Consider the following 26,006-nt stretch of genomic DNA (forward strand, 5'->3'; position numbering starts at 1 on the left):
AAATAATGAAAAATATTTTTGCGTTCGAAAGTATTGAGGAAATACAGTCATACTCTGCTGATATAGAGCAGTTGAATGAAAAACTAAATGCCTATCAAGCACTTTTGGAAAAAGAATTTGGCTTAGAGGATGTACCGCAGGCAATCGTTTGGACTTCAAAAGAGACTGCAACAACGATTTTTTCAAATTTCCCTGTACCTGCCTTTACGAATGAGGTGAGAATTTGTATGTCACCAAGTGTGCAGGAATGGCGTGAGCTTTATCTTACCCAACTAGAGGGGCAGCACAATGAGCGTATTGAAAAATATTATAATGAGATAACATTAGACCATGTGTTTTGTGTGTTAGCACATGAATTAACACATCATCTTGAACTATTTATAGAGGATTTTGATAGTGAACGCGAAAATAGCATTTGGTTTGAGGAAGGCATGTGTGAATATTTGTCGCAAAAGCTGACATTATCGGCTGAGCAGTATAAAGAATTAGTCGCTATTGAGAGTGAATTGATTAAGTTATTTAAAGAGAAATATGGGCAGCATTCTTTAGACGAATTTGGCATAGGTAGTTATGAAACAACAAGCTTAGCTGCTATTATGCTGAATTATTGGCGCAGTTCTAAGGCTGTGAAATACATTGTAGAGGATTGTCATAATGGAGATATACGAAAGGTTTTTGAGCAATATCATGCGTGGGATAAAGCAGGACGAAAGGTTCCGTTAACTACGTATTTTTGGGTAGAAGCATTTTAATTTCTATAATTTTATTATACCATAAATCTCCATATATTAATAGACTAGTATATTTTCAAAAATGCTTTAGCTTTATTAATAGGGAGGGGTGTAGGATGAATATAGGTTTGCGAAATGATGAAGTCATACTCGTTCCTTATGAGGAAATATGGCGAACAGAATTTGAGAAAACAAGAGAAGAATTAGTAGCACTGACCAATTTAAAGAGCCATCAGATTGAGCATATTGGCAGTACGTCAATTGAAGGGATACGAGCAAAGCCAATCATTGACCTTTTAGTTGGCGTAGGTGGTTTGGCATATCTAGAAAAGCCATTTTTCAAAGTTTTAATGCAGGCAGGCTTTTATAGATTGCGTGTAGAGCGACCCGACGAAATTGTATGTGCGAAGTTTATGGATGATACATTTCAAATAAAGACACATTTTATTCATATTGTCCAATATGAGGGAGAGAAATGGCAGGAGCTCTTATTTTTTAGAAATTATTTAAGAGCAAATGAAGAGGCAAAAAAGCATTATGAAGAGCTAAAGCAATCTTTTTTTGTAACGGGTTTACAAGGCATTGCAGCTTACACGGATTATAAAGAGGATTTTGTAAGGTCTATTTTAGCCAAGAGAGGCGAGGAAAGCTGAATGGAATTAACAATATTTAACGGAGAGACAGAAGACTTAGTTCAGTTGCTAACTGGAAATGAATGGACCTATCATGCAGATTTAGAGGTTGATGCGAACGCAGTGAGAAAAGCTATTAAAAAGGGCTATTATGCAGACGGACGTGAAACATTTTGGATTATTGAAGCTGGAGAGAAAATGGGTATTCTTATTATTAATGATATTAATGATACAATTCCGTTATTCGATATTCGTTTGGCTGCAAAAGCGCGCGGTAAAGGGCTTGGTGTGAAAGCGTTAAAATGGTTACAAAACTACCTATTCGGTGAAAAAAGTAAAATCCGCATCGAAGGTTATACACGAGCGGATAATATTGCAATGCGAAAAAGCTTCACAAAAGCGGGCTTTGTGAAGGAAGGCTATTTACGCAATGCTTGGGAAAATGCGGATGGTACAATCTCAGATACAGTTTTATATGGGGCAATCTATGAGGACTGGAAAGCAGGGCTAGTAACTCCTACTAAAATGAATGAAGTGCCATATTAAGGGACTCCAAGTCATAGTGCTATAATTTTCTATGTATATTGATTAACCAAAATCATCCTATATTCAATTGATATAATTCGTGATGAAGTTTGAATATATCTTTAAGTCTTCTCCGTTATTCGATTGGTAGGGTAGCACAAAGAAACTAGTATGTAAAATTAGAGTGCCCTTTGAAAAGGCCATTTTGAAAAAAAGCTAGGCAATTTGTTGAAGCTGCTGTCTGTATTTTGCAGGCGGCAGCTTCTTTAAGTTCCATCGCCCAAGATAATGATTGTAGTACGTCATATAACTTTTAATTTCTCGTTTGAATATCATCTGTATACGTAAATGATTTCTCGCTAATTGCTCGTGCATTTTAATTACATCTTAGCTGTTTCTGTTTTTCTTTGGTAAATAATTTTTTGTCAATTCTTATCCGCTCCAACAACCTTTTCTCATTCATAAAGAAAAATACCCTATACGACAGCCTTTTTCAAAGTGTCTATCGTATAGGGTATATTTTAAACCAGTGAATGATAAGTGTTGGGCAAGACGCAACAACTTGAAGGGACATTTCTATGCGGTTAGCGAAATTAACTTGCGATTTAAAATACGGTTGAAAAAAATAAAATAAAAATAAATGTCGAAATTGTTTATTTTTTGTTCAACACGTAATGATAAGGTTAGCTCAATACGCTATATAGCATATGCTACTATTTTACAGCATGAACTAGGCGTAAAGCTATCGACATAGGGATTCCCAAGAAAGCCTATGCTCCGTAATATATCGAAATGAAAATAGGTAGATTATCCTGAAGTCGATAAAAAGCGAGGAAAAAGGAGGGGATTTTAGGGATGAACCGAAAACGCAGTAAAAGCAAATTGGTATTATCACTTTGGCTAGTAATAATGCTTATTTTGCAAACGTTGACATTCGCTGTTCCTACATATGCAGAAAGTGAGACAAGCCCTGCGGAAAAGTATGAGGAAGAGCAATTAGTTGTTACTAACATGTTAACGGACAATGAAACTGGTCAATTGGTAACGGAAGACACAGCAAAAGTCATCCTACCAATGTCTGTGGGATTACCTACAGATAAAACAGCGCTGTTTATGGAGGCGAATGCACCCTTTCCATTGGAAGTGAAGCAGGAAAATGCTGTTATTAACCCAAATGGTATTATTCAAGGTAGACAGCAATTTGTGCTCAAGTCAGAAGGGCTCAACGTACCGGTAAATGGTGATGACTCAAATCCTACAAACGCCGATCCTATGAAATACATCCAAAAAGGTGACTGGATTGAGCTAACGAGAGAGGATTACTTTAAGGAAGTGTTGTTGCCAACAGCTACTAAAGTACTGAATGCACAAACTGAATCAGGTATGAGGCAGCTAGGTACCGCATACTTCACTCCGAATAGTATTAAGATTGAATTTAATGGTGATGATAATTTTTTCAACGGTGTTGGACGAAATATTGTTTTCAGCCTTGAAACGACTGCTGATGCTGATGTAACTGGAATGGCGTATGGTGAGACAAAGCCAATCGACATTTTTGGGGCAGTTTATCAGCTAAAAAATCCAGATGTTACAGCAACGTACAGCATTACACTAAGCTCACCTGGGATGGTCAGATGGGATCAGTACAGCTATCGTGGAATTCAGCCTTCACAATTTGTTGAGGGAGCAATTACTTGGCAATCAACTATGTCTGCTTTTGATCAGTTTGATAACACAATCAAGCTACCGTTAGACGGGAAGACGTTTTATACGAATCCGGCATCTTATAATACCAATTTTGGAAATGCCCGTGGTATTTATGTACCGGACTCATTCAAAGTAAATGGCATTCATGTAACTCCGAGCATAGATGCGGATGGGGTGCTTACCTACATCTTCCCATCAGGAACAGGTGTAGATCCAGTAATCGAGTATAAGACATGGATTCCTAAAGAAAGTTACTATTATGAGTATAGGAATCCGCCAGGCAATCTTGGTCGTAGCTATCGGGATATGCAAGGTAGGGTAGAACTAAAACAAGATGATGAGAAGTTGGTAGAGGCAGCTCAAGAGATTTCTTTTGCTCCCGATTGGATTCAAGCTGCTGCCTCGTATGACCATCCTAATGGAACAATCATCTGGACAATTAATGTCAACAGCAAGTATAACAAAAAAGGCTTGAATGATTTTACAATTACCAATGTACTGCCTGATGGATTGGAGTTTGACTCAGCAACATGGCAGACATGGGTAGATGGTGTTCCATCTGCTAAAACATCAATTACACCCGATTCGAATGGTGTTTACTCCTTTGGAAATATTGATGGCAGAGTGGAATTAGTGATAAAGAGCAATGTAATTGATGGCTCCAGTTTTAGAATCGACCCACGTGCCAACTGGAATTTGGATACACCAAATGCCATTCAGAACAATGATGTGGTGAGTGGTTTAAGACCTGCCGCAGTAACTGATGAGGCAATCGTTACTATTGGTGCACATACATTTACAAAAAACGGCACTGTTTTACAGGAAGATTTTAATCTTGGCGGGGTGACATGGACAGTTAACTTAAAGCCACAATATGCTTTGCCGGATGCAGTAGTGTATGATGTGCTCGTACATGGTGGAGATTTAAATATCTTAAATAATGCTGTCGATGCCACTAACGAGGTAGATGCAGCAACAATTACAAAAATAAAAGCAAATATCAATGCGGCACAACTTTGGAAGCAATATCATCCAGGTAGCCTAACGAGTGCAAACGGTCTAAATGTGAAGGCTATTCCATTGACAGTGGATGGTGAAGTGGTAGCGGATTTAATTAAAGTGACAGGTTATACTTCGGACCAGAATGCTTCCTTCAGTTTCCGAGCACTTGAAACAAATCCAGACGTACTCTTTAGACAAAATATTAATACAGATAAAGCAGAATGGAATCGTGCCTTATTATTTGATGGCGAGGCTGTTATGAGCGCACAAAATTCTGTGAATCTTCATGTGACGATGTTAAATAAAGAAATGCTCTTTGCTTCAAAGCCATTAAAGATAGATGGTACACCTGAAAATGTCACACCAAATAACATAGCTAGTTATATAAGAGATGACAATAATGAAGCATGGACGATTTCTGCTTATGATCAAACGACAAAAACGGTTACCTTCCGTTTAAGTGTTAACATGCCAGGCTATAATACTGGTGAAATGGCGAAAGACGGCGGCAACCGGGTGGCTAGTCATATTAAACTAGTAGATACATTACCTGAAGGGTGGGAGTTCGTACCGTTTTCTGAGGAGAAAGAATTCGAGCTTTGGGAAGGTTCCTCAAGCAATGGTGCATATGCTAGTGGACGTGTAGATTTAAGGAACGATGCGAAGAAAATCATTGAGCCAGGCACTTCTGCTCATGTTGTAAGTTTCTCAAAGAGTGGAAATATAGGAACATTCAGTTTCTCTAAATTGGAAAGTCCTTATATAATTTTAGTAAAGGCAAGACCATCCAATGCGGCATTAGCACAATATTTAGAGGAATACACGGAAAATGGTACAACGCAGCAAGTACTATATAACAAAGCTGATTTCCATATAACATGGGGTGGAGAAGAAAAAGTAGTGACTGAGCAACGTAAGGTGATTGTACCCGTTCGAGCACTAAGTAAATCAGTTAATAAGCCGTTTCCAGGTGTACTGGAATGGACAGTAGACTATACACCGCCATTCAATATGGAACAAGGTATATACTTGCAAGATACTATAGGTGCAGGTATGAAGCTACGTTATGATGAAAGCGGCAACGCTATATTGACTGCACCTAGTATGTCAGTATATCCTGCGAAGCTAACGGCTAGCGGTACTTTAGAGCGAGAGGGTGCGGCGTTAGATCTTAGTGTACCGAACGCTGAAGTCCAAGTGGAGGCGGCACCAGGAGCAGATGGCACTACAGTTATCAAGTTTTATTTGAGTAATCCAAATCAACTTTATCAATTTGTGTATCAAACAGAAGTTGACCAATCTCAAGAGCCAAAAGCTGGAGACAAAATGGGGAATAAAATAAAGCTGATGGGCGATGATAAGTTGCAAGCTATCAGTGCAGAAAGTGAAACTACACTGGACAGTTCGGACGTAGCAGGCAGCTCCACTTCCAATGCACTATTACCACTAATCAAGGTAGACCCAGATGGTAATCCACTAGGTGATGTATGCTTTGAGTTGTATAAGAAGGGCGATGGAACGAAGGCTGCAGATGGGAAAACAACTAGCAATGGAAAACTTAATCTATTGTTCCCTGAACCAGGGTACTACGAATTGGTAGAAACTTGTTATGATGAGGATGCCTACCTGCCAAATACAAAGGTTTATCAAGTATACGTAGGAAATACGCCAGGAAAGCCTATTTGGGTGGATGGTATAAAAGTAACTTCTGATAATCCATTAGTCGTTCCAACTCCTGCTGCAGGTGGATTAAAAATTGATAACACTGTAACAGGTAATGGAGGAGACCAAAACAAAGAGTTTAGTTATACAATTGTTTTTGATGGAGAAGACAAGGATGCGGAATATCAATATGTTAAGGATGGGGCAAAAGCTACAATAAAAAGTGGTGAAACTATTCTTCTGAAGCATGGTGAGGAAATCACATTCCCTAGATTGATTGAAGGTCTTTCTTACACGATTATACAACAAAACTATACAAATGATGGTTATATGACAAACCCTGAAACCCGAGTGTATACTGGCGAAATCAAAAAGGATACAGTGATTGAGCTAGCGTATGTCAACAACCGAACAATACTAGGGCATCTATTAATCGACAACACAGTGACTGGTAGTGGCGATAGAAATAAGGAATTTGAATACACTATTAACTTCGCTGGAGCAGGTGAAGACGGGACGTATTCTTATACGAAGTCTAACGGTGCGACAGGAACAATCGAGTCAGGTCAAAAAATCGTACTGAAACATGGTGAGTTTATTACTTTTAGTAATCTACCTGTAGGACTTATCTACACAGTTCAACAGACAGATTACACAAGTGAGGACTATGAAACTACGCCAGAAGACTTCACATTTACAGGTGAGATTGGAGAGTCGCAAACAGCCGAAGCGAAGTTTATCAATCATAAAGATGCTGGTGGGGGCTTGTTAATTAGCAATACAGTAACAGGTAATGGTAGCGATGCGAATAAGGACTTTGAGTATACGGTTATCTTTACTGGAGCGGGTGCAGATAGAACATATTCTTATACGAAGTCTGACGGCACTACAGGAAATATTAAATCTGGTGATACATTCGCACTTAAGCATAATCAGACGATTCTTATTGAAAATATTTTAAAGAATACAGGATATATTGTAGCAGAAACTGACTATACAGAAGAAGGTTATAAAACAACCCCAACAAGCAGAGAGCATACTGGTACTATCGAGGCAGGCATTATTGCAGAAGCGCCATTTGAAAACGCTCGCTATCTTCCAGGTACACTTGCCTTAGAACCAAAAATTCAAAAGGTACGTGGAGATGGTAAAACACCAACTGAGTTGACAGCCACTTTAACAGGGGAGGATGGCACCCCTGTAAAGGGCGAGGAAATTGTCTTTTTCGTTGACGGTAAAGAAGTGGGAAGAGGTATTACTGATGAGCATGGAAAAGTGACGATTTCATACACGCCACCGAAATTGACGGAGGTTACACCAAAGGAGCATAAAGTCATTGCGAAGACGGATGCTACTAGTCCATCAGGTGTACCATACAATGAGGATGATGCAATTGTTATCACAATGCCAGCAGCACTTACTGGTGTTCTACGCAATAATGAAACAAGAGAAATCATTCCTAATGTAGAGATTGTAGTGAGGAATGTTAAAACGGGTGAGGAAGAAACAATCACTACGGATTCAGAGGGAAGGTACTATCACCCTGTTCAACGAGATGAAGAGTATACAATTACTTACATCCGAATGATGAATATTGGTGGAGTACAAACGCCTATTCCATTTACACAAAAAGCGTTCATCGAAGATACTGATACTACAACTGAGGGTGACTTAATTCCAGCAGAAATTGCTGCTGTAGGTATCGTACTCTTCAAGAAATCAAATGGTGACACAGCATTACTGAATGAAGTATTTGCTGGCAACTTGAACATTTATTTGAAAGATGCAACTGGCAATTATGTTTTAGAAAACGGTGCACCTAAAGCATTTCCATTAGCTGAAAATGGTTCCTTTTTAGCAGAAGGTTTAACTATAGGTAATTATACAATGGAAGTGCGTTATCAATTTGAACCAGGTAAAGAGTTAGTGCTTGTGAAAGATAAAGTGCTTAACTTAGCAAATATTGATGAGCTTAATATTTCGGAAGAATTAGTTGACCCATATGGCACTGTTTATGATGAAACGACAGGTGATGTAAACACTGGCGTAAAAATCGAAGGTGCTACAGTCACATTGTACTATGCGGATACAACAAGAAATATTACGAAGGGCATTACGCCAAACACAAAAGTGGTATTGCCTGCAATTCCAGGCTTTGCGCCAAATGATAACGCGAGCCCAGAGCAATATAGCGATATATTTGGTTTTTATGCATACATGGTATTCCCAGAAGCAGATTACTATTTAGTTGTAACAAAAGAAGGCTATGAAACATATACAAGCCCAATTATTTCTGTTGAGTGGGATATTGTAAGGCACGATGTACCAATGAAGCCAATTAGTTCAGGTGGCAATCCTGGAGGCAACCCAGATTCAGGAACGAATCCGAGCAACCCGGGGGGCAGCCCAAATCCAGAAACGAATCCGAGTAACCCGGGAGGCAGCCCAAATCCAGGAACGAATCCGAGCAACCCGGGGGGCAGCCCAAATCCAGAAACGAATCCGAGTAACCCGGGAGGCAACTCAGATTCAGAAACGAATCCGGAAAATCCGGGGGATAACCCAGATTTAGGAATGAATCCTGAAAATCCAGAAGAACTTGAAAGCGATCCAAGTTCAGAAGGCAATTGGGAAGAGCCTAAAAATAATCCAGATTCAGAAGCTAAGACAGAACAACCTAGAGGCAACACTGAATCTCATAACCAAAACGGCGAGATTAATAACAATGGAGCGAATAAGAATAGTAAACTAGATAATGTTCCAAAAACAGGGGATGATAGTATGTCATCAATGTTCTATATAGCTTTGGCGCTGCTATCCCTTATCATGCTGGTTTTACTATTATTCGGAAACAGGAAGAAAAAGCATATTCAGTAATGAGAAGGGCGGTAAGAAAATGAGTAAAACTAAAAAAATTCTTATCGCCTTTTTTACAGCGATGCTTATTTATTCTTTAGGCACGCTTGCCAAAAATTACTTGCAGAATTACACTGAAAATCAACAAATAAAGGAACTGGCAGAAATACGTTATAAAGAGGATAGGGTAACTGTACCTGTTACTACCAAAGTACAGGTGCCTATCATGCTTCCTGAATTTCAGGAGCTTTACAAGCGAAATTCGGATATTATTGGGTGGTTAAAAGTAGATGACACGCGCATTGATTACCCAATCATGCAGCATCAGCAGGATGTAGAGTACTATCTTAATCATGGTTTTGATAAAGAGGAAAACATAAACGGGCTACCTTTTTTGGATAAATATAGTGATATAGATGAATCAAATATTTTGCTTATTCATGGACATCATATGAAAAGTGGCTCGATGTTTGCGGATTTAGAAAAGTATAAAAAGGAAAGTTACTACAAGGAACACGCAACATTTCACTTTAGTACACTTTATCAACAGGAAGAGTATGAAATAGTTGCAGTTGTTTTATCGAAGGTGTACAGGCAAACAGATGATGTTTTTAAGTATTATCAGATTGCGGATATAAAAACGTCTAACGAATTTGATTCGTATATCGGAAATATTAAACAGCTTGCACTTTATGACACAGGAGTGACTGCACAATATGGAGACAAGCTAATTATTCTGTCAACATGTGAATACTCAACTGAAAATGGACGATTAGCAGTGGTCGCTCGAAAAAAATAATATTATATTCCAGGCGTGTTGATTAGCCTTTATTTTACAAAGAAAACCTAGAAATTCGTTGATTTCCGTTGCGGGGGACGCTTTTCTCGGGGTGCGGCTTCAACTAATCTATTTCGGCATTCGCCGAAATAAATGGATTTTCAGCTCGAGGCCAACACGATGTTGGTCATGGAGGCGTTGCCGCAGGACGCGGCGACTTTAGCCTCCCTACCTTTAATCCTGATGGAGTCGCTCCCTCCACTCCAATCAACGAGTGTATGCCTATGAAAAAAGCATTTTCCCTATAAAATACGCTAATTAATATACATTATTTACATAATCAACACACCTGATTATATTCCACATATGTTAATTAACTAAAGTCTTTCATTTCTAAAAGAAGATATTTTTATAATACAAAACCTGTGTTTTATCCAATTCAATCATAAAAGTCGATTTGTCGTGCGTTTTTAGGACAAATCGACTTTTTCAGTCTAAAATGAATGAAGTGCTATATTAGAGAATGCCAAGCTCTAGTAGTATAATATTATATTAATAAAAAATAGGGGATGAGACGATGCAAATTTTACATACTACACCTACTGTTGATGAGTTTTTAACATTGCGGAAGCTAGCGGGAATGGGACCACGTGACCGAGAGCATGTGCAAGCGGGTTTAAATAATAGCTGTTTTTCTGTTATTCTTCGTAAGGATGATGGTGAATTGATAGGTATGGGGCGAGTTATTGGAGATGGAGGTACAGCCTATGTAGTTGTAGATATCGCCGTTCATCCAGACGAACAAGGAAAAGGGCTTGGGAAGATGATTATGACGGAAATTAAGCATTATTTAGATACTGAAATTAGCAAGCAGGCCTTTGTTTCATTAATTGCAGATGTACCGGCGCATAAGCTTTATGAAAAGTTTGGTTTTGTGGAAACAGCGCCAAAATCAATTGCAATGGCTTATATACGTAAATAATCATGTGGTTATCTGAAAAGGAGGGAAGCCTCTGCGAATACTCATCGCAGAAAAATGGCTGATACATCCCCTTTCGACAACCATTTGCTATTCTATTAAGAATGCTGACCTTAAAATAAAGCTGATTGATTATGAAGTAGAGTGAGAGAATTCATATTTCCGTTTAGTTACGATAAAAAGTGAAATGACCTCGACCGTTTTTCTTCACGATATATAATGCTTCATCTGCTTGTTGTAATAAGGATTTTAAGGAATCTGCTTCATTCACAAGCGTTAAACCAATACTGAAGCTTAAATTGATTATATAGTTATCATTTTCTACAGTAAGAGCGCTTAAATCTCTATGCAATGTTTCAGCAAAACCTTCAAGTCGTTTTTGTTTTTATTTGAACAAATGAGTAAAAATTCGTCCCCGCCATAGCGAGCAACAATAGCTTTTTTTGCAATGCGAATGTTTTTAACCTAGAGTCAATCATTCCTAAAGGCATTTAATCACCTACGTAAATGGTATTTCCTATATTATACTGTAAAACAAATCGGTGGAATGTATTTTCGATATAAATATTGTTAAAATAAATATAAACTTTTTAGAGGAGGAAAATAGGATGGAAACTTTTGCACCGTATTTGGAGAAAATCGAAGATGCACAGCAGCGCCATCGAGTGGAGGAAGTATTATCATGGGTAGCAACGACATTTCCGAATCTAGGGAAGAAAATTGCTTGGAATCAGCCGATGTTTACAGACCATGATACATTTATTCTTGGCTTCAGTATTGCAAAGCACCATATGGCAATTAGCCCTGAAAAAGAGGGCATTATTCAATTTTCAGATGCCATTAAAGAGGCGGGCTACACACATACAGACAATTTATGGCGCATTAAGTGGGAGCAACCGGTAGATTATGTGCTATTAGAAAAAATAATTGATTACAATATTGCAGATAAAGCGGATTGCGCTACATTTTGGAGAAAATAATAAGAAAAGAAGAATGGTGTCTTTATGACACTGTTCTTTTTTAATTCAAAAGACTCATATAATTTAACTAAAATAGGGAAAATAGCTGGTCGTAAAGTCTGGTAAGTGATAGGCTAATTATTGGAGGGATATCTGAATTATTTTCAGCTTCAAACTCGAAGCTCACAATATTGAGGTACATATAAGCACAGTGGTGAAATGTCAACCTAAAAAAACACCGAAATTGGAAATTCTTTAGCTCATGAACACCTTAAAAGCATTTTTTAGGCACACTTAAATAAACCTCACATTTTTTAAGTTTTAAAAGTTAAAAAATGGAAGTTGTGTGGTGGCTAAAGAAAAGCGAGAAAGTGTTTCTCAATCCCTCCTTTCTTCTTTCGGTATGTACAGCTGTTTCGTGCGTAGTAGCGAATGCACGAGCCGTACAAGTTTTCTAGCGGTTAAGACGAGAGCGCGTTTGTGTTGGTGCTTGGTTACTTCATGATATTTCTTTTGATAAAAGGCTTTATACTCGGTGTCATGTTTACGAATGGCGTCTGATGCTTGCACAAGATAATAGCGTAGATACTTATTCCCGGTTCGCATCCGGCTGGTGTCTTCTGCTTCGAATTCACCTGATTGATATTGCGACCAGACTAAACCTGCGTATTTCGCTAAAGCATGGTGATCATCAAAACGATCTATATCTCCAATCTCAGCGATTAAGCCCGCTGCGTACACGGGACCGATGCCTTTTACCGATGTTAATGTTTGTGGAATGCCTTTCATCATGCGTTCAATCTCTTTATCTAAACGTTTCACTTGGCTTTCCATGTGCTGAATCGTACTCAAAATAACAGATAAGGATAGATTGACCGGATCGGCCATCACTTTATCTAAACGGTACGAATTCCTTGCGAGCTTTTGTAGATATTTTGCAATCTCCTCTGGCTCCGCAAAACGATTTTTGCCTTTCTCTTGAAGGAACTCAACGAGTTCTTCTAATGGCATTTCGGCAATGATGCCTGGATCTAGTTCTTCAATAACAGCGACACTTGTCGCACCAAATGTATCAGAGAATGGATTATCTTGACGTAAGCCACTAAATTTTAAGTACAGTTGATTTAACATGTAGGTTTTATTACGGGCTATTTCATGGGTTAAATGGAATCGTGTACGTGTTAAACGACGCAAAGCATCGTAAATTAACGTTTCTTGCATTGCATGTGGCAATCGTCCAAAGCGTAGATGATCCGCAATAACCCAGGCGTCTATTTTGTCGTTCTTCGGTAATGTATCGTACCCCTTTTTAAAACGAGCTACTTTACGGGCATTGAGCATATAAATAGCCGTTTGAATATGTGGTAATACTTTTTTGCATTGCGCTTTTAAGTAATGGGCAAGGTGCCAACTGTATTGATCTGTGGCCTCCATCCCTATTTTCAATTGATTTGTTTGATTCTTTTCCGCTGTTCGTACAATCTTTTGAATCAAGGTGTCCGCACCTTCGATATCATTTTGAACAGAAAAATCAGTGAGTGAGTGTCCCTCACCATGCATGAAATGGACATGATGGGAGCGCAAGCTCACGTCAATACCGACCAGCATTTGTGACATGCCAATCACCTCCTAATGGGGAATTAATCAAGATATACTCAGACCTGGGTGCCCAGTCGAATCATCGATGTCTGCCTCGTTATTAGCAATCCAAACGGGAAGACCATAAATGAGCGCTACACTCTCTTCACACAGTTGGTCGCAGCCAGTGGTTAGACCTTCAATAATGAACGATGGGTAGCAGGCTTATTAAGCAGTACGTATTTACGTCTGCAAGGGGTGAAAGCTATTTCCTGCGAATACCTTGTCCGTTCCATTGTCGCATGGACACCTGTCTTGAGTGAACTATTTTCAAGGAATAAAAAAGGACGAAGTACTGAAATGGAGCCTCCTCCATCCTTCGCCTTCACCATATGAAGTTCGTAAAAATGAGCATGTTAAATAAACAGGTAAGCACCTGTGAGCAATAATCTAATGGAATTTATAAATAATGAAAAAGATGATTTCCTTTTGGCTCCCTCGGTAAAGCAGGGGTCAAACAGGTAAAACATAAAACATGAGTGAGGGAGCCAATCGGCGACCACTTCCTATAGGAAATCCAACAGATCCTCCAGTTGTCCGGATCAACTGGAAATTCTATCGGAAAGAGCTCTTAATACTAATATACGAGGTAAGCACCTGTGAGCAATAATCTAATGGAATTTATAAATAATGAAAAAGATGATTTCCTTTTGGCTCCCTCGGTAAAGCAGGGGTCAAACAGGTAAAACATAAAACATGAGTGAGGGAGCCAATCGGCGACCACTTCCTATAGGAAATCCAACAGATCCTCCAGTTGTCCGGATCAACTGGAAATTCTATCGGAAAGAGCTCTTAATACTAATATACGAGGGGTGATGCTATGTTAGGGACTATTCAAAAAAAGATAACATTCTATTTTTCTATTATTGTGCTAATTTTAGCTATAGTAATTTCGTGGACGGTGCATAAGTCCTCTATGCAATTAATTGAGCAATCTTTAAGCAATGTGGCAATGACCATTGCTCAGCAGTCATTAGGTCAAATGGATATTGAAAAATATGAACGGGAAATTAAAGTGGGGGCAGCAGAACAGGATTTAGTCTATTACTATGAGTTACGAGAAGAATTTAATCATTATCGCCTATCTACTGGTCTAGAATATTTATACACAATGGGGCGTCAACAGACAAATGGGGGATATGATTATTTTTATGTAGTAGATGGCTTACCAGTAGGAGATGAAAACGAATCTTGGCTAGGTGAAAAAGAAGAGAGTCCAGAAATAATTCCACAGCTTGAGCAAGCTTTTAATACGGGAGAAATACAAGTAGAAATGACGAATGAAGAAAATTATGGTGCGCTCGTTTCCGCGTATGTTCCAATTAAATCAAATTCAGGTGAAATCATTGGTGTTGTGGGAGCAGATTTAGATGCCACAACCGTTTATTCAGAAATGGAGAAGCAAAAAAAGAGCTTAATTCTTTTTGCTATTGTTGCACTCTTAATAAGCATAGCGATTATTTCCGTATTAAGCACTTATCTTGTATCGCCACTAAAAAAACTTTTGATGCAAGTACATAAAGTGGGGGAGGGCGATTTGTCTACAACCTTTTCCACAAATCGCTCGGATGAAATCGGAGTATTGACAGGAGCATTTCAAAAATCAACGGATAGCTTGAAGCAAGTAATTCAAGGTATTTCCCAGCACTCTTCAGCACTTGTTAAAATGTCGAACGAGCAATTAAGTAGCACAGAGGAAATTAAACAAGGAAATGATATAGTGGCGAAAACGATGATTGAATTAGCATCAGGCTCGGAGGAGAAGGCGGTAGCTACTGTGAAAATAGCCGAGACGATGCAAGATTTTGCAAGGCAAATTGAGCAAACGAGTTATCAAGGAAATGCTTTAAATAAGAAATCAGAAAGTATTATGGCTTTAACAAATGAAGGGCTTGGGCAAATTACTGAGACCGAGCAATATGTTTCCCTTTTATATAAAGGTGTAGAGAAATCAGTACAGCAAGTAAAGATGTTAGACCATCATGCTAAAGATATTTCCAGCTTAGTACTTGTCATTGAGGGAATTGCAGAACAAACGAATTTATTAGCTTTAAATGCGGCCATTGAAGCAGCACGTGCTGGTGAGCATGGAAAAGGCTTTGCCATTGTCGCAGATGAAGTGCGCAAATTGGCGGAGGAAGTGAAAAAATCGGTCGGTGACATCGTCGGTATTGTTGGGGGAATTCAGCAGGAATCAAGCGAAGTTGCAAAAGAGTTAGAGTTAGGCTATGAGCAGGCAAGTAAAGGCACAACGACTTTGAGAGAAACAGGGGAAATCTTTACGAATATACATTTAGCAGTAAAGCAAATGCAGCTGCAAATACAGGATATTACAGTAGAATTAGAGCGAATTTCGGAGCGCGGCAATAGCGTCCACGATGCTATTGGCAATGTGGCAGCTGTCACAGAGGAAGCCCAAGCTGGCATTGAGGATACATCAAATCTCGTACAAAAATCAACAGCCGCAATGCAAGAGATAGTTCACAACTCTAAGGAGCTAACGAAAATCGCAGCACAGTTAAATGAATTAACTGAGAGATTTAAGGTGGAGTAACCTTTGATGAAACATCACCTAAAGCGTCCCAAAAGCAGGTAATCTCTGCCTTGGGGACGCTCTCATATATTAACAGAAAGAAAAGTGTCATTTTAAAAGGTTGTAAACACTGATTTTAAAGCCTTTTAATTCAATCTTAAACTTACACCTTCAGTTGTTTAAATCAATTTCATACTGAAGTGCAGTTCCTCTTGTGCAAACATATAATTAAATGCAGATGAATTATTTAAAGCTCTCTCGAATTGAATATCCATTACTAATATGTTTGCTCTGAGCAATGCTTCAAATTGCTGGAGCATTTCTTGCTGCTCAGATGAACAGGCAATTGTTAAATAAATATATTGTTCAATTGGATAGTTTAGCTTTTTGCGTTGGTCTTGAATATAACGAATAAAGTCGCGAACATATCCTTCGGCAATTAAATCCTTCGTCAAATGTGTATAGAGCAACACTTGTAACGTGCCATCTTCTGCTAAAACATAGTCATCTTTGACAACGGACTCGATTAAAAGATGCGATTGCTCCAATTTAACTGCTTCGTCAGCAAGTTGAACCGTTAAATGTCCATTACATAGTAAACTATTTTTTTCTTCGACTGGCATTGTTTCTACATAGGACTTCACTGCATTGACCTGCATGCCAAATGCAGCACCGGCTGTTTTAAAATTCAGCTTCAAGGTTTTTTCCACGAATGCTTCTGTAGAATATAGCCATTGCACTTTTTTAATATTAAGCTCATCTTGAATGATGGTGTTATACTTACTTAGATTTTCTGGCGAGCAAATGATGATTTCAGCTAAAGGTTGTTTTACCTTTAAGTTTTTGGCATTGCGGATACTGCGTCCTAGTTCAACGATTTGAACGATAGTAGCCATTTCCCTTTCAAGCACTACATTGATATAGGCTTCTGTGACAGCTGGATAGTCCTGTAAATGCACACTTGCATTGTTGTGCATTTGCATATAAATATGCTCTGCGATAAATGGCGTGAAAGGTGCGAGCAGTTTACACACTTCACTTAACACCGTGTGCAATGTATTGAAAGCAGCTCTTTTATCGTCAGAAAAACCAGAAGCCCAAAAGCGTTGGCGCGACCTGCGTACATACCAATTACTCACGTCGTCCATCAATTTAGCTATTTCCCGACAACCTTGCGTAAATTGATAATCATCCATAGATATCGTAACTTTTGCAATTGTCGTATGCAGTCGGGACATAATCCATTCATCTAATAATGTCGGTGTACCTTTTTGTGAGGCATCAAATATAAACTGGTCAATACTTGTATAAAGCTGATAAAAGTTAAACGTATTTTCTAGCGTATCTAATAGTTTAGATTTTGCCTCCTGCACAATTTTTGTAGAAAAGCGCTTTGGATTCCACGGTGAGCTATCTACTAATAATGCCCAGCGTAATGCATCTGCACCATAAATGTTCATTAGGTCTATCGGGTCTAGTGCATTGCCTTTGCTTTTCGACATTTTTTGTCCATGCTCATCTAATACATGCCCTAATGAAAGAACATTTTTATATGGTGCTTGCCCTTTGTACAGTGCAGATACAGCAAGTAAGCTATAGAAAAAGCCGCGTGTTTGGTCGATGCCCTCTATTACGACATCCGCAGGGAATTGCTGCTGGAACTCCTCTTGCTCAAAAGGATAATGATGTTGCGCAAAAGGCATCGAGCCACTATCGAACCATACATCAATAACCTCTGGTGTACGTTGCATTGTTTCATGGCATTTTGGACAATGACAAAGAACATTGTCGATATACGGCTTATGCAAATCTTCAGGCAACGGCTGTTGTGCTAGTTTTTCTAATGCTGCAACACTTTCAGGCGCTTCCTCATGCCCGCATGCTGTACAAATCCAAACGTTTAAAGGTGTGCCCCAATAACGATTGCGGCTAATATTCCAGTCCACTACATTTTCGAGAAATTTACCGAAGCGACCCTCTTTAATATGGTCAGGATACCAAGTCACTGTTGCATTGTTAGCAAGCAATTGCTCTTTTAGTGCAGACATTTGAATGAACCAGCTATCTGTTGCGTAATAGAGCAACGGCGAATCACAGCGCCAGCAATGCGGATAGCTATGGTCGTATTTTTCTTTATGGAATAATAACTCCTTAGCAGCTAACAGCTTGATTATGTCGACATCACAATCTTTGACAAAGCGACCTGCTAAATCTGTTATTTCGTTTGTATAGCAGCCTTGTAAGTCCACTATATTGATAAAGGATAAGTCATTTAGCTTCACTGTTTGGTAATCATCCTCACCATGCGCTGGAGCGATATGCACAACACCTGTACCGCTCGTTTCTGTTACATAATCAGCCATTACAACAATATGCTCATGCTCAACGGAAACATAGTCAAAGGGTGGTTTGTAGGCTACACCTTCGAATTCAGTCCCTTTATGTTCGCTTACAATCGTTGCATTTTCGCCTAGTACAGTGAGTGCAAGTGATTTTGCTACGATGAAAATATCTCCATCAAGCCGTGCCTTCACATATGTTAAAGAAGGATTCATTGCAAGCGCAACATTGGCTGGCAATGTCCAAGGAGTTGTCGTCCAACCTAAAAAAATTTCATTTGAATCAACACATTGAAATTTAACGGTTGCAGATAAATCTTTCACATCTTTATAGCCTTGTGCAACCTCATGGGAGCTCAAGGATGTTTGACAGCTAGGGCAGTATGGCGATACACGATGTCCTTTATAAAGTAAATTATCTTTATGAACTTTGCTCAGTATATGCCAAACGCTTTCGATATAGCGATTATCTAATGTCACATAAGGTTCATTCATATCAACCCAATAACCTAATTGCTCTGTAAAGGAGCGCCAAATTTTCTCATACGTAAAGACACTCTCTCTACATTTTTGTACAAACGGTTCGATACCATATGCTTCGATTTCTTGCTTGCCTGAAATAGCGAGCTGCTTTTCTACACCCAATTCTACAGGGAGACCATGTGTGTCCCAACCTGCTTTACGCTCGACTAAAAAACCTTGCATTGTTTTATAGCGCGCGACTACATCTTTTACTGTGCGACCTAGTGCATGCCCTACATGTGGTAGTCCATTGGCTGTAGGGGGTCCTTCGTAAAATACGAAGGAATCGCGATTTTTGCGGTTTTCGATAGACTTTTCAAAAACATGTTCAGCTTGCCAATGGAGGCGAATTCTTTCTTCTCTTTGCTGCAATGTTCCTTTTCCCATTTCAATTCCTCCTATACCTATTTTTGTATAAAAGGCATACAAAAAACTCGTCCCTAAGTAAAGGGACGAGTTAACTCGCGATACCACCTTAATTCTATTGAACAATCCAATAGCACTTAGCAACGTACAATCATACGTGTTCTTTTTAACGGTAGACACCCGGGCTTGCTTACTCATTTCAGCGTGCCTTCTCAGAGAGGATTTTCATGTAACAATTGAACACTGACTTTCATCAAGGCGTCAGCTTTCTGTAGAACAATACGAAACATTACTCTTTCTCGTCAACGAATTTGTATGCTTTTATTACGTGTTACTTTAATGGATTTTTAAAAAAATGTCAAATCACTTTCTTTAAAAGAAATATCTAAAAATACTTGAGATAATGAAGAATGTTAACATTCCAAGGAAAAAAATAATAATGTTTTTTGCCATATTTCGTATTCCCTTCTATAAGTGCTGAAATCAGGTGTAGATAAGCTGCATTGATAATGGCAATAAACGCATATCAACACTGCGAATATAGAAAGTACGATAAAATTATAATGTAATATCATATGTGGTCTTTAATGTAGCATAAAAATCTCCTCTATTTCTACTAATTATTTGTTACTATTTCTGAGTTCCTCCAAATACTATTTTTATAAGTGCCATACAGAGGTTATAAAGTACAGCAAATGGGAAACGCTAGTAATGGAGGTGATGACAATGGAGAAAAAGCACGAAAATAAAAAAGCACAGCGAGAGGAATTCGGGCAAGACTTAAGCCCTGATGATTTAGATACCCGCAATAAAGAGGATATGACAAAGGAGCAAATAAAAAACACAGCAGTACCCAACAATAAATTGCCCAAGCCTAACTAAATACAATTGGGCTTTTCCCCATATCTTCCTTTATTAACTTCTTCATCTCAAGCTCCAACCGCCAGCCCTATGTTTTCAAACTTTCAAAGAAAACAATTTAAAGAGCACCAACAAAAGCGCCCAATAAGCCGGCTAATTGCACGGCTTGTTGGGCGCCAATTCAAGACTTGGAGAGCTCGATAAAGCCTTCTCCAAACACATCTCGTACATCATGAATGGCGATAAATGCATCTTTGTCAGCTTCTTTTACGATGTTTTTCAGCTTAATAATTTCCTGTCTGCTAATAATAATATAGAGCACTTCCTTTTGCTCTTTTGTGTAATAACCGTGCCCAGATAGGACGGTTACACCACGATTCATTTTATAAGTGACTTTATCCGCTATTGCATGGGGATTTTTGGAGATAATCGTTACTGCTTTTTTCGTGTTAGTTCCCTCAATCACAAATTCCATCACCTTTGTCCCGATATAGAGCATCATAATTGTCATCATAAGTGCTTCAGCACCGATAATAAAGTAAGAAGAGAATGCGACAATTAAATCAAAAAATAACAGCCCATAGCTAATATTCCAGCCTAAAAATTTATTCGTTATTCTCGCTAAAATAGTTGTACCAGCCGTTGTCCCACCAACACGAATAATTAAACCAATTCCGACACCTACAAATACGCCACCGAATATCGCGTTGATAATAATTTCATCGGATTGAATTGTCCATGACTCTGTAAGATGTAAAAATAGCGAAATAAACGTAACAGCGATAACTGTATAAATCGTTGTTTGTCTGCTCAGAAATTTGTATCCAACAAGCAATAAAATCCCATTAAGTACAAAGCTGACGATACTAGGAGACCATTGAAATAAATAATACAGGATAATCGTAACACCTGTTACGCCACCTTCCCCTAATTCGTTTGGAATGACAAATAAATTGATTGCAAGCGCAAATAGAAACGCTCCGAACATCATAATTAAAATATCAATTACTAATTTTTTCATTTTTGCACCACCGTTTGCGGGTATAATTTTTCTTTCTTACATACTATAACAATTTTTCGAAAGTATCACTCAAGTAATTGTAGAGGGAGGAAGCAATAATCACCATCATGCACAACTTTTCCTTGTTTAATTGCAAGCGGCTGTTTAAAAATTGGTCCATCAATAACAGTTGTATGAAATTCCCCACCTTCTCCACAAGGGTCAATGCCGCGTTCCTTTAATTCTTGTACATACTCATATGTTAAAACTTTCCCTAAATCATTCTCTTGCATACCGAGAGATATATTAACTGTTGTAATAATTGTTTTAAAGCCTAAGTCAATAAAGCGTTCGACTACTTCTGAATGGTCGGTTTCCCATAAAGGCATTCCAAGCTTTAAGCCTGCGATATTTGCGACTTTTTCGTGCCAACAGCCATGCTCAGGCATATCAAGGTCGCCAGTTACAAGGGCTTCCGCTCCTAAAGTTTTCATTTTTTTCAGCATGTCAATAAAGATTGCCTCATATTGTGTCCAGCTTGCAGCAGCAAAATGAATCGGTAAGCCGATTGCTTCCGCCTGTGCTTTTATGAAATCAACCGTCATCGCGTGTGAGCGAGAGCGAGTGCCATCTTCCTCAAGCACGATGATTAAGCCTATCGCTTGTCCTGTTTTCATAGCCTCATACAAAGCTAATGTACTATCTTTTCCCCCACTAAAAGAGGCGACAAACTTCTGTCCTTCAGCCCCTGTTTTCCACTTTTTTGTGTTTGCCATAGTATGTATCCCCTTTGTTTTGTCTATATGGTTATTTTAGCATGATTGCCGTGTGTTTATTGGCATTTGCTGTTATCTCGGGTTCAATTTCCACTAATTTTTTCAACAATACGGAAACCCCGACAGTCTAATCTATCGGGGTTTCACTCGGTACTGTATCCTTTTAGCTAATGTCAGTATAGCATTTGTTACTCGTTTTTTAAAGTAGGCTTCTTTCGTCCTTAATTCAAAGGAGACATTCTCTATTCACCAAGCATCGCCTTCAGTGTACGCTTTTGCCATCCTAATTTGAAATAAGCATATTGCAGGATGAAATGGACGCAGAATGTAATAGGGTAGGCAATCCATATGCCATTCAATTCAAACACTGTGTAATGCGATAAATAGAATGCTACAGGCACTTCCACTAACCAAATTGTTAGTACGAGGAAAATCGTCGGCCATAAGACGACACCTGTTGCGCGCATCGTTGCGGAAACCGTTTGGGTATGACCGAATATTAAATAGCTCCAAAATGTAATCATTAAATAGTTTTTCGCAATATCGACCGTATCCGTTGAAGTGATAAAGAGTGATAAAATTGGCTCTGCAAATATATAGGTTAGTAAAATTACAGCTCCACCTAAAATATAGTTAATTTTCACACTAATACTGCGGATTTTTTTTATCATTTCAGTAGAGCTCGCACCTAATGCTTGAGCAACGAAAACTGATGTAGCAATGGCGATACTCATAGCTGGGACTTGGGCATAGCCTGCTATTTGATTGACAACACCATAGGCTGCAGTTGCACTTGAGCCGTAGGCATTCACGAAGCCGATAACGGCAATTTCAGCAACTGAAATAGCAACCATGCTAATACTTGCTGGAATTGCTAGCTTAAACAGTGAAATTAAAATATCCTTTTTCAATTTAAAATGCTGTAAAACAGACTTATCTAAACGTAAAATATGATTCTTTTTATGCAAATAAGCAAGTAGCAAAATCATCGTTACTAAATTTGATAGTACTGCGGCATATGCAGCACCATTCAAGCCGAAAGCAGGTAAACCAAACCAGCCAAAAATAAGTGGTGGCAGGAAGGCAATGTTAAATACAACGCTCGTTACTAAAAAGACAAAGGGCGTTTTGGAGTCGCCAACACCACGAATAAATGTTGTATAGGTCATATACCAAAACATAATTGGCAGTGTAAAGAATAAAATTTTCGCATAGCTAACACTCATATCTAAAATATTTGCAGGTGTTTGCATAAAGCGCAAAATCCATTCGATGAAAAAGGCGCCAAAAAGAGCTACTGCAATTGACAAAATCGTTGTAAAGGCTAGTGTAACGCCGACAACCTCTTTCATTTTTTCATGATTGCCCGCACCGAATGTTTGCCCAACTAAAATAGAGCTACCTGAGCCGATGCCGATGGCGAAGGCCATTAAAAAGAAGAAAAATGGAAAGAAGGCTGCAATTGCCGCTAATGCATCATCACCTAAATTGCGTCCAACGATAAACATTGCAGCGACCTGACCTAGTGATTGCAGCACATTCGCTAGCATGACAGGAATTAAGAATTTTAAAAATGCTTTTCTAAGCTGTTGGTCATCTTGTAATAATTGTTCGTTCATTTCAATATCCTCATAAGGCATTAATAGCCCATTTCTTTTAAAATACGCGACAGCGTTCGTAAACGCTCGCCAATAAGCTCCCCATCATCACTTAAAGCTTGATTGAAAAGCTTAATATCTTCATTAATTTGTTCATTTTCTGTGCATACTTCTACGGTCATCGCGTCACCTTGAAGGCCTACACGCTTAATAACTGGGTTGGTCTCATCGTATAAATTTTCATAGCGATAAGCATCTTTAAAATGGAGCTGAGCCTCACAAACTAAAATAGCGAGGTCGAGCACGCGGTGTAAAGGCAATTCCTCTGATTGACGTGACCATTTGCCACCTGTGTGACGCCATACCTTTGCTGAAATATCCACTTTCCCGCGGTCATTCCATTGTGCTAAACCGAGTGATAAGCCTTGCGCATCCGTTTTATAGGCTGTACGTCCATCGATATTTGCATAGTTTTCAGCAACAAGAACAGGTTTATGTTTTAAATGTGTAGGAATTTTCATTGTTATTACTTCCTTTCGGTTTTTATTTAGTAATTTACTAAATTACTTGCTTAGTAAAAGTAACATTAGCTAAATGAAAAGTCAATCAATTATAATTAGAACTCTAAAATCAAATAACTAATCTAGGTTCGGTTGAGTTTTCTGCGACATGCAATGGTGATAAATGTAGTTTTATACTGAAATCCTGTCGCTGCAAAATTGACTATGGAACTCTTGCCACTAATGGGCGTCACTATTCGTAAGTAAAGGGAGGAGATGGAAGGGATGATAGGGCTTTTAAATATAGGAAGTCTCTTACTTGGTTTAGCTGCTTGGCTACTTCCGTTTGGTGTATTGTTACGACCTCAAACGAATCCAGCCATATGGATAATTTTTAGTTTTGTTGCGTGTGCCATAGCTATTGCTTTTCAAATTTTCTATACACAGCATGTAGTACAGGTAGAGGATTGGGCTGCCTTAATGGATACGATGGATGCAGTCGCTTTTGCGACGAAGGCATTGTTAATTGTAACGATTGTATTGAATATATGTGTATGGTTAGTGCAACGTAGGAGAATAATTGCTTAGAATTATCGACTAATATTGGGCCTGTCCAAAAAGCCGTGCATAGCCGGCATTTTGGACAGTAGCGATGATGTTTCGTAAAATGTTGATTCATATAAAGTGAACCTTCAATCAGTGGGGGCTTCGCACACCCCCACTGATTGGTAGTTTCACCATTCGGGTTTTTACAGGCTGTTTGATCCCCCACTTAAACATCTTGTTTTTATCTGCTGTTTTGAAGTGGGGGTATTACAGCCTGCTCCTGCGGTTACTCGTCGCAAACAAATTTGTTAATACGGGATAAGCAGAGAACGCCTCTTTTAAAAATGGAATGAACATGGGCTTTAGCAGCGTTATCCTTCAGTAAAAGGAAAGCGATGAAAACATTGATTTCAATGTGGTAGCAAAACAAAATGGACTTTTCGGACAACTCCTTTTGAAGTATTATGAGGAAGGCTTAGGAACAATTTTACTTACAACAGATGCTAAAACTTGCTGAAATAGCATGCCGAATACAACAGGCATTGCTACTTTAGCTGGGAAGTAAGTTGTTGCAATCACGACACCTAAAGAAATATTGCGCATGCCGCCTGTAAAGACGAAGGTCGTTATTTGCTCACTGTTTTTTAAAAAATAACGCCCGATAAGCAGTGTGAAAATATAGCCACATATAGCGATAATTAGCACCAAGCTTATCACAAGAGCTAGTTCCATATTGATATTTTTTAAATAAGGGGCAATCGTGCTGCTATTAATCATAATTACTGCAAATAAAGCGAGCTTAGTAAAAGGTGCTAATTTACCTGATATTTTTCGCGGAATTTGTCCTTTTGATAGCTCGTTTACTATAATACCGAGCACTGTCGGAAGCACAATCATAAAGGATAGGCTCGTCATTAATGATGATAACTGGAGCTCCACTTTTTCTCCCGATACGGCGAATAATAAGAATGGCATAATAATAGGTGCAAGCAATGTATCAATAAGAACAATTGATAAGCCTAAAGGGACATTGCCTTTGCAAATAGTAATCCAAATCATGCTTGTGACACCTGTGGGCACTGCGACAGACAATACAAAGCCAATAATTAACAAATGGTCATTAAATAGAATCGAAGATAAAAAATAAGCCCATAAAGGCATCAAAATATGTAAAAAAGCAATGGCTGTTAGGATGACAACAGGGTGTTTTATGAAAATGGTGAAATCTTTATATTTCATTCGTAAACTACCTGCAAACGTCATAAAAGCAAAAAGCCAAACAACAAGAAAAAGTAGATGATGTAAAATATTTTCAAGCAATACACCAATTACTAGGCTAAGTGGTGTTAAAATAGCGATATAGCGTTGAAGAAATATATTTAATTTTTCTAGCACAAATAAGACCTTCTTTAAATTTAGATTTATCCCGCATCAACTGCCCGTAAAAACCCTACTGATTGAATATTCACTTTATTGTAGCATAGTTGTTTTTAAGA

Annotated in this window: 17 protein-coding genes, 2 pseudogenes and 1 other annotated feature; of the genes and pseudogenes, 10 read left to right on the forward strand and 9 right to left on the reverse strand. The window is 38.6% G+C overall.

Annotated elements, in window-relative coordinates:
- Window positions 1–5 precede the first annotated feature (5 nt).
- From MHH70_RS13205 to MHH70_RS13215, 3 genes are all read left to right on the forward strand, one after another.
- Window positions 6–752, forward strand: coding sequence for a hypothetical protein (locus tag MHH70_RS13205; protein WP_342471712.1), 747 nt, complete (start codon window positions 6–8; stop codon window positions 750–752).
- A gap of 95 nt (window positions 753–847) precedes the next feature.
- Window positions 848–1,384 carry a GrpB family protein gene (locus MHH70_RS13210; protein ID WP_342471713.1) on the forward strand — a complete coding sequence of 179 codons (537 nt, stop codon included), beginning with the start codon at window positions 848–850 and terminating at the stop codon, window positions 1,382–1,384.
- Window positions 1,385–1,909: a GNAT family protein gene (locus MHH70_RS13215; RefSeq protein ID WP_342471714.1), complete on the forward strand. Its 525-nt coding sequence runs from the start codon at window positions 1,385–1,387 to the stop codon at window positions 1,907–1,909.
- A gap of 195 nt (window positions 1,910–2,104) precedes the next feature.
- Here the strand turns inward: MHH70_RS13215 and MHH70_RS13220 are convergent.
- Window positions 2,105–2,215: pseudogene (locus tag MHH70_RS13220) on the reverse strand (IS3 family transposase); the annotation flags it as partial.
- Between the two features lie 528 nt (window positions 2,216–2,743).
- Between MHH70_RS13220 and MHH70_RS13225 the strand changes: the two are divergent.
- The 3 genes from MHH70_RS13225 (at window position 2,744) to MHH70_RS13235 (ending at window position 10,875) form a co-directional block, all read left to right on the forward strand.
- Window positions 2,744–9,136: a SpaA isopeptide-forming pilin-related protein gene (locus MHH70_RS13225; protein ID WP_342471715.1), complete on the forward strand. Its 6,393-nt coding sequence runs from the start codon at window positions 2,744–2,746 to the stop codon at window positions 9,134–9,136.
- Window positions 9,137–9,155: 19 nt separating this feature from the next.
- A complete protein-coding gene (gene srtB / locus MHH70_RS13230) occupies window positions 9,156–9,914 on the forward strand; it encodes a class B sortase (protein ID WP_342471716.1) in 759 nt (252 codons plus the stop codon).
- Window positions 9,915–10,470: 556 nt separating this feature from the next.
- Window positions 10,471–10,875, forward strand: a complete 405-nt coding sequence (locus MHH70_RS13235; protein WP_066165441.1) for a GNAT family N-acetyltransferase — start codon at window positions 10,471–10,473, stop codon at window positions 10,873–10,875.
- 163 nt (window positions 10,876–11,038) lie between these two features.
- On the opposite strand, the pseudogene MHH70_RS13240 reads toward MHH70_RS13235, so the two are convergent.
- Window positions 11,039–11,239 (reverse strand): annotated as a pseudogene (locus MHH70_RS13240) (diguanylate cyclase); the annotation flags it as partial.
- 241 nt (window positions 11,240–11,480) lie between these two features.
- Here MHH70_RS13240 and MHH70_RS13245 point away from each other — a divergent pair.
- Window positions 11,481–11,852 (forward strand): iron chaperone, encoded by a 372-nt coding sequence (locus MHH70_RS13245; RefSeq protein ID WP_066169442.1) that lies wholly within the window; start codon window positions 11,481–11,483, stop codon window positions 11,850–11,852.
- Between the two features lie 357 nt (window positions 11,853–12,209).
- Here the strand turns inward: MHH70_RS13245 and MHH70_RS13250 are convergent, their stop codons facing one another.
- Window positions 12,210–13,448, reverse strand: a complete 1,239-nt coding sequence (locus MHH70_RS13250) for an IS110 family transposase (protein WP_342471717.1) — start codon at window positions 13,446–13,448, stop codon at window positions 12,210–12,212.
- A gap of 841 nt (window positions 13,449–14,289) precedes the next feature.
- On the opposite strand from MHH70_RS13250, the gene MHH70_RS13255 reads away from it, so the two are divergent.
- Window positions 14,290–16,023: a methyl-accepting chemotaxis protein gene (locus MHH70_RS13255; protein WP_342471718.1), complete on the forward strand. Its 1,734-nt coding sequence runs from the start codon at window positions 14,290–14,292 to the stop codon at window positions 16,021–16,023.
- Window positions 16,024–16,181: 158 nt separating this feature from the next.
- Here the strand turns inward: MHH70_RS13255 and ileS are convergent, their stop codons facing one another.
- Window positions 16,182–19,250, reverse strand: a complete 3,069-nt coding sequence (gene ileS, locus MHH70_RS13260; RefSeq protein WP_342471719.1) for an isoleucine--tRNA ligase — start codon at window positions 19,248–19,250, stop codon at window positions 16,182–16,184.
- 58 nt (window positions 19,251–19,308) lie between these two features.
- Window positions 19,309–19,544 (reverse strand) — a binding site (T-box leader).
- 411 nt (window positions 19,545–19,955) lie between these two features.
- On the opposite strand from ileS, the gene MHH70_RS13265 reads away from it, so the two are divergent.
- Window positions 19,956–20,111: a hypothetical protein gene (locus MHH70_RS13265; protein WP_342471720.1), complete on the forward strand. Its 156-nt coding sequence runs from the start codon at window positions 19,956–19,958 to the stop codon at window positions 20,109–20,111.
- 160 nt (window positions 20,112–20,271) lie between these two features.
- Here the strand turns inward: MHH70_RS13265 and MHH70_RS13270 are convergent, their stop codons facing one another.
- From MHH70_RS13270 to MHH70_RS13285, 4 genes are all read right to left on the reverse strand, one after another.
- The gene (locus MHH70_RS13270) at window positions 20,272–21,111 is read right to left on the reverse strand and encodes a YitT family protein (protein WP_066169434.1); all 840 of its coding nucleotides are present in this window, start codon (window positions 21,109–21,111) and stop codon (window positions 20,272–20,274) included.
- Between the two features lie 65 nt (window positions 21,112–21,176).
- Window positions 21,177–21,866 (reverse strand): diphthine--ammonia ligase, encoded by a 690-nt coding sequence (locus tag MHH70_RS13275; RefSeq protein WP_107943419.1) that lies wholly within the window; start codon window positions 21,864–21,866, stop codon window positions 21,177–21,179.
- 242 nt (window positions 21,867–22,108) lie between these two features.
- A complete protein-coding gene (locus MHH70_RS13280) occupies window positions 22,109–23,485 on the reverse strand; it encodes an MATE family efflux transporter (protein WP_342471721.1) in 1,377 nt (458 codons plus the stop codon).
- 20 nt (window positions 23,486–23,505) lie between these two features.
- A complete protein-coding gene (locus MHH70_RS13285) occupies window positions 23,506–23,985 on the reverse strand; it encodes a DUF6530 family protein (protein ID WP_066169428.1) in 480 nt (159 codons plus the stop codon).
- A 264-nt stretch (window positions 23,986–24,249) separates the two neighbouring features.
- Here MHH70_RS13285 and MHH70_RS13290 point away from each other — a divergent pair, with 264 nt between their 5' ends.
- Complete coding sequence (locus MHH70_RS13290; RefSeq protein ID WP_107943417.1) at window positions 24,250–24,552, forward strand: hypothetical protein; 303 nt, start codon at window positions 24,250–24,252, stop codon at window positions 24,550–24,552.
- A gap of 420 nt (window positions 24,553–24,972) precedes the next feature.
- On the opposite strand, the gene MHH70_RS13295 is transcribed toward MHH70_RS13290, so the two are convergent.
- On the reverse strand, window positions 24,973–25,905 hold the full coding sequence (locus tag MHH70_RS13295; protein ID WP_066169424.1) for a bile acid:sodium symporter family protein: 933 nt from the start codon (window positions 25,903–25,905) through the stop codon (window positions 24,973–24,975).
- Window positions 25,906–26,006 lie beyond the last annotated feature (101 nt).

The sequence above is a fragment of the Metasolibacillus sp. FSL H7-0170 genome (assembly GCF_038593115.1).
GTDB lineage: Bacteria > Bacillota > Bacilli > Bacillales_A > Planococcaceae > Metasolibacillus > Metasolibacillus fluoroglycofenilyticus.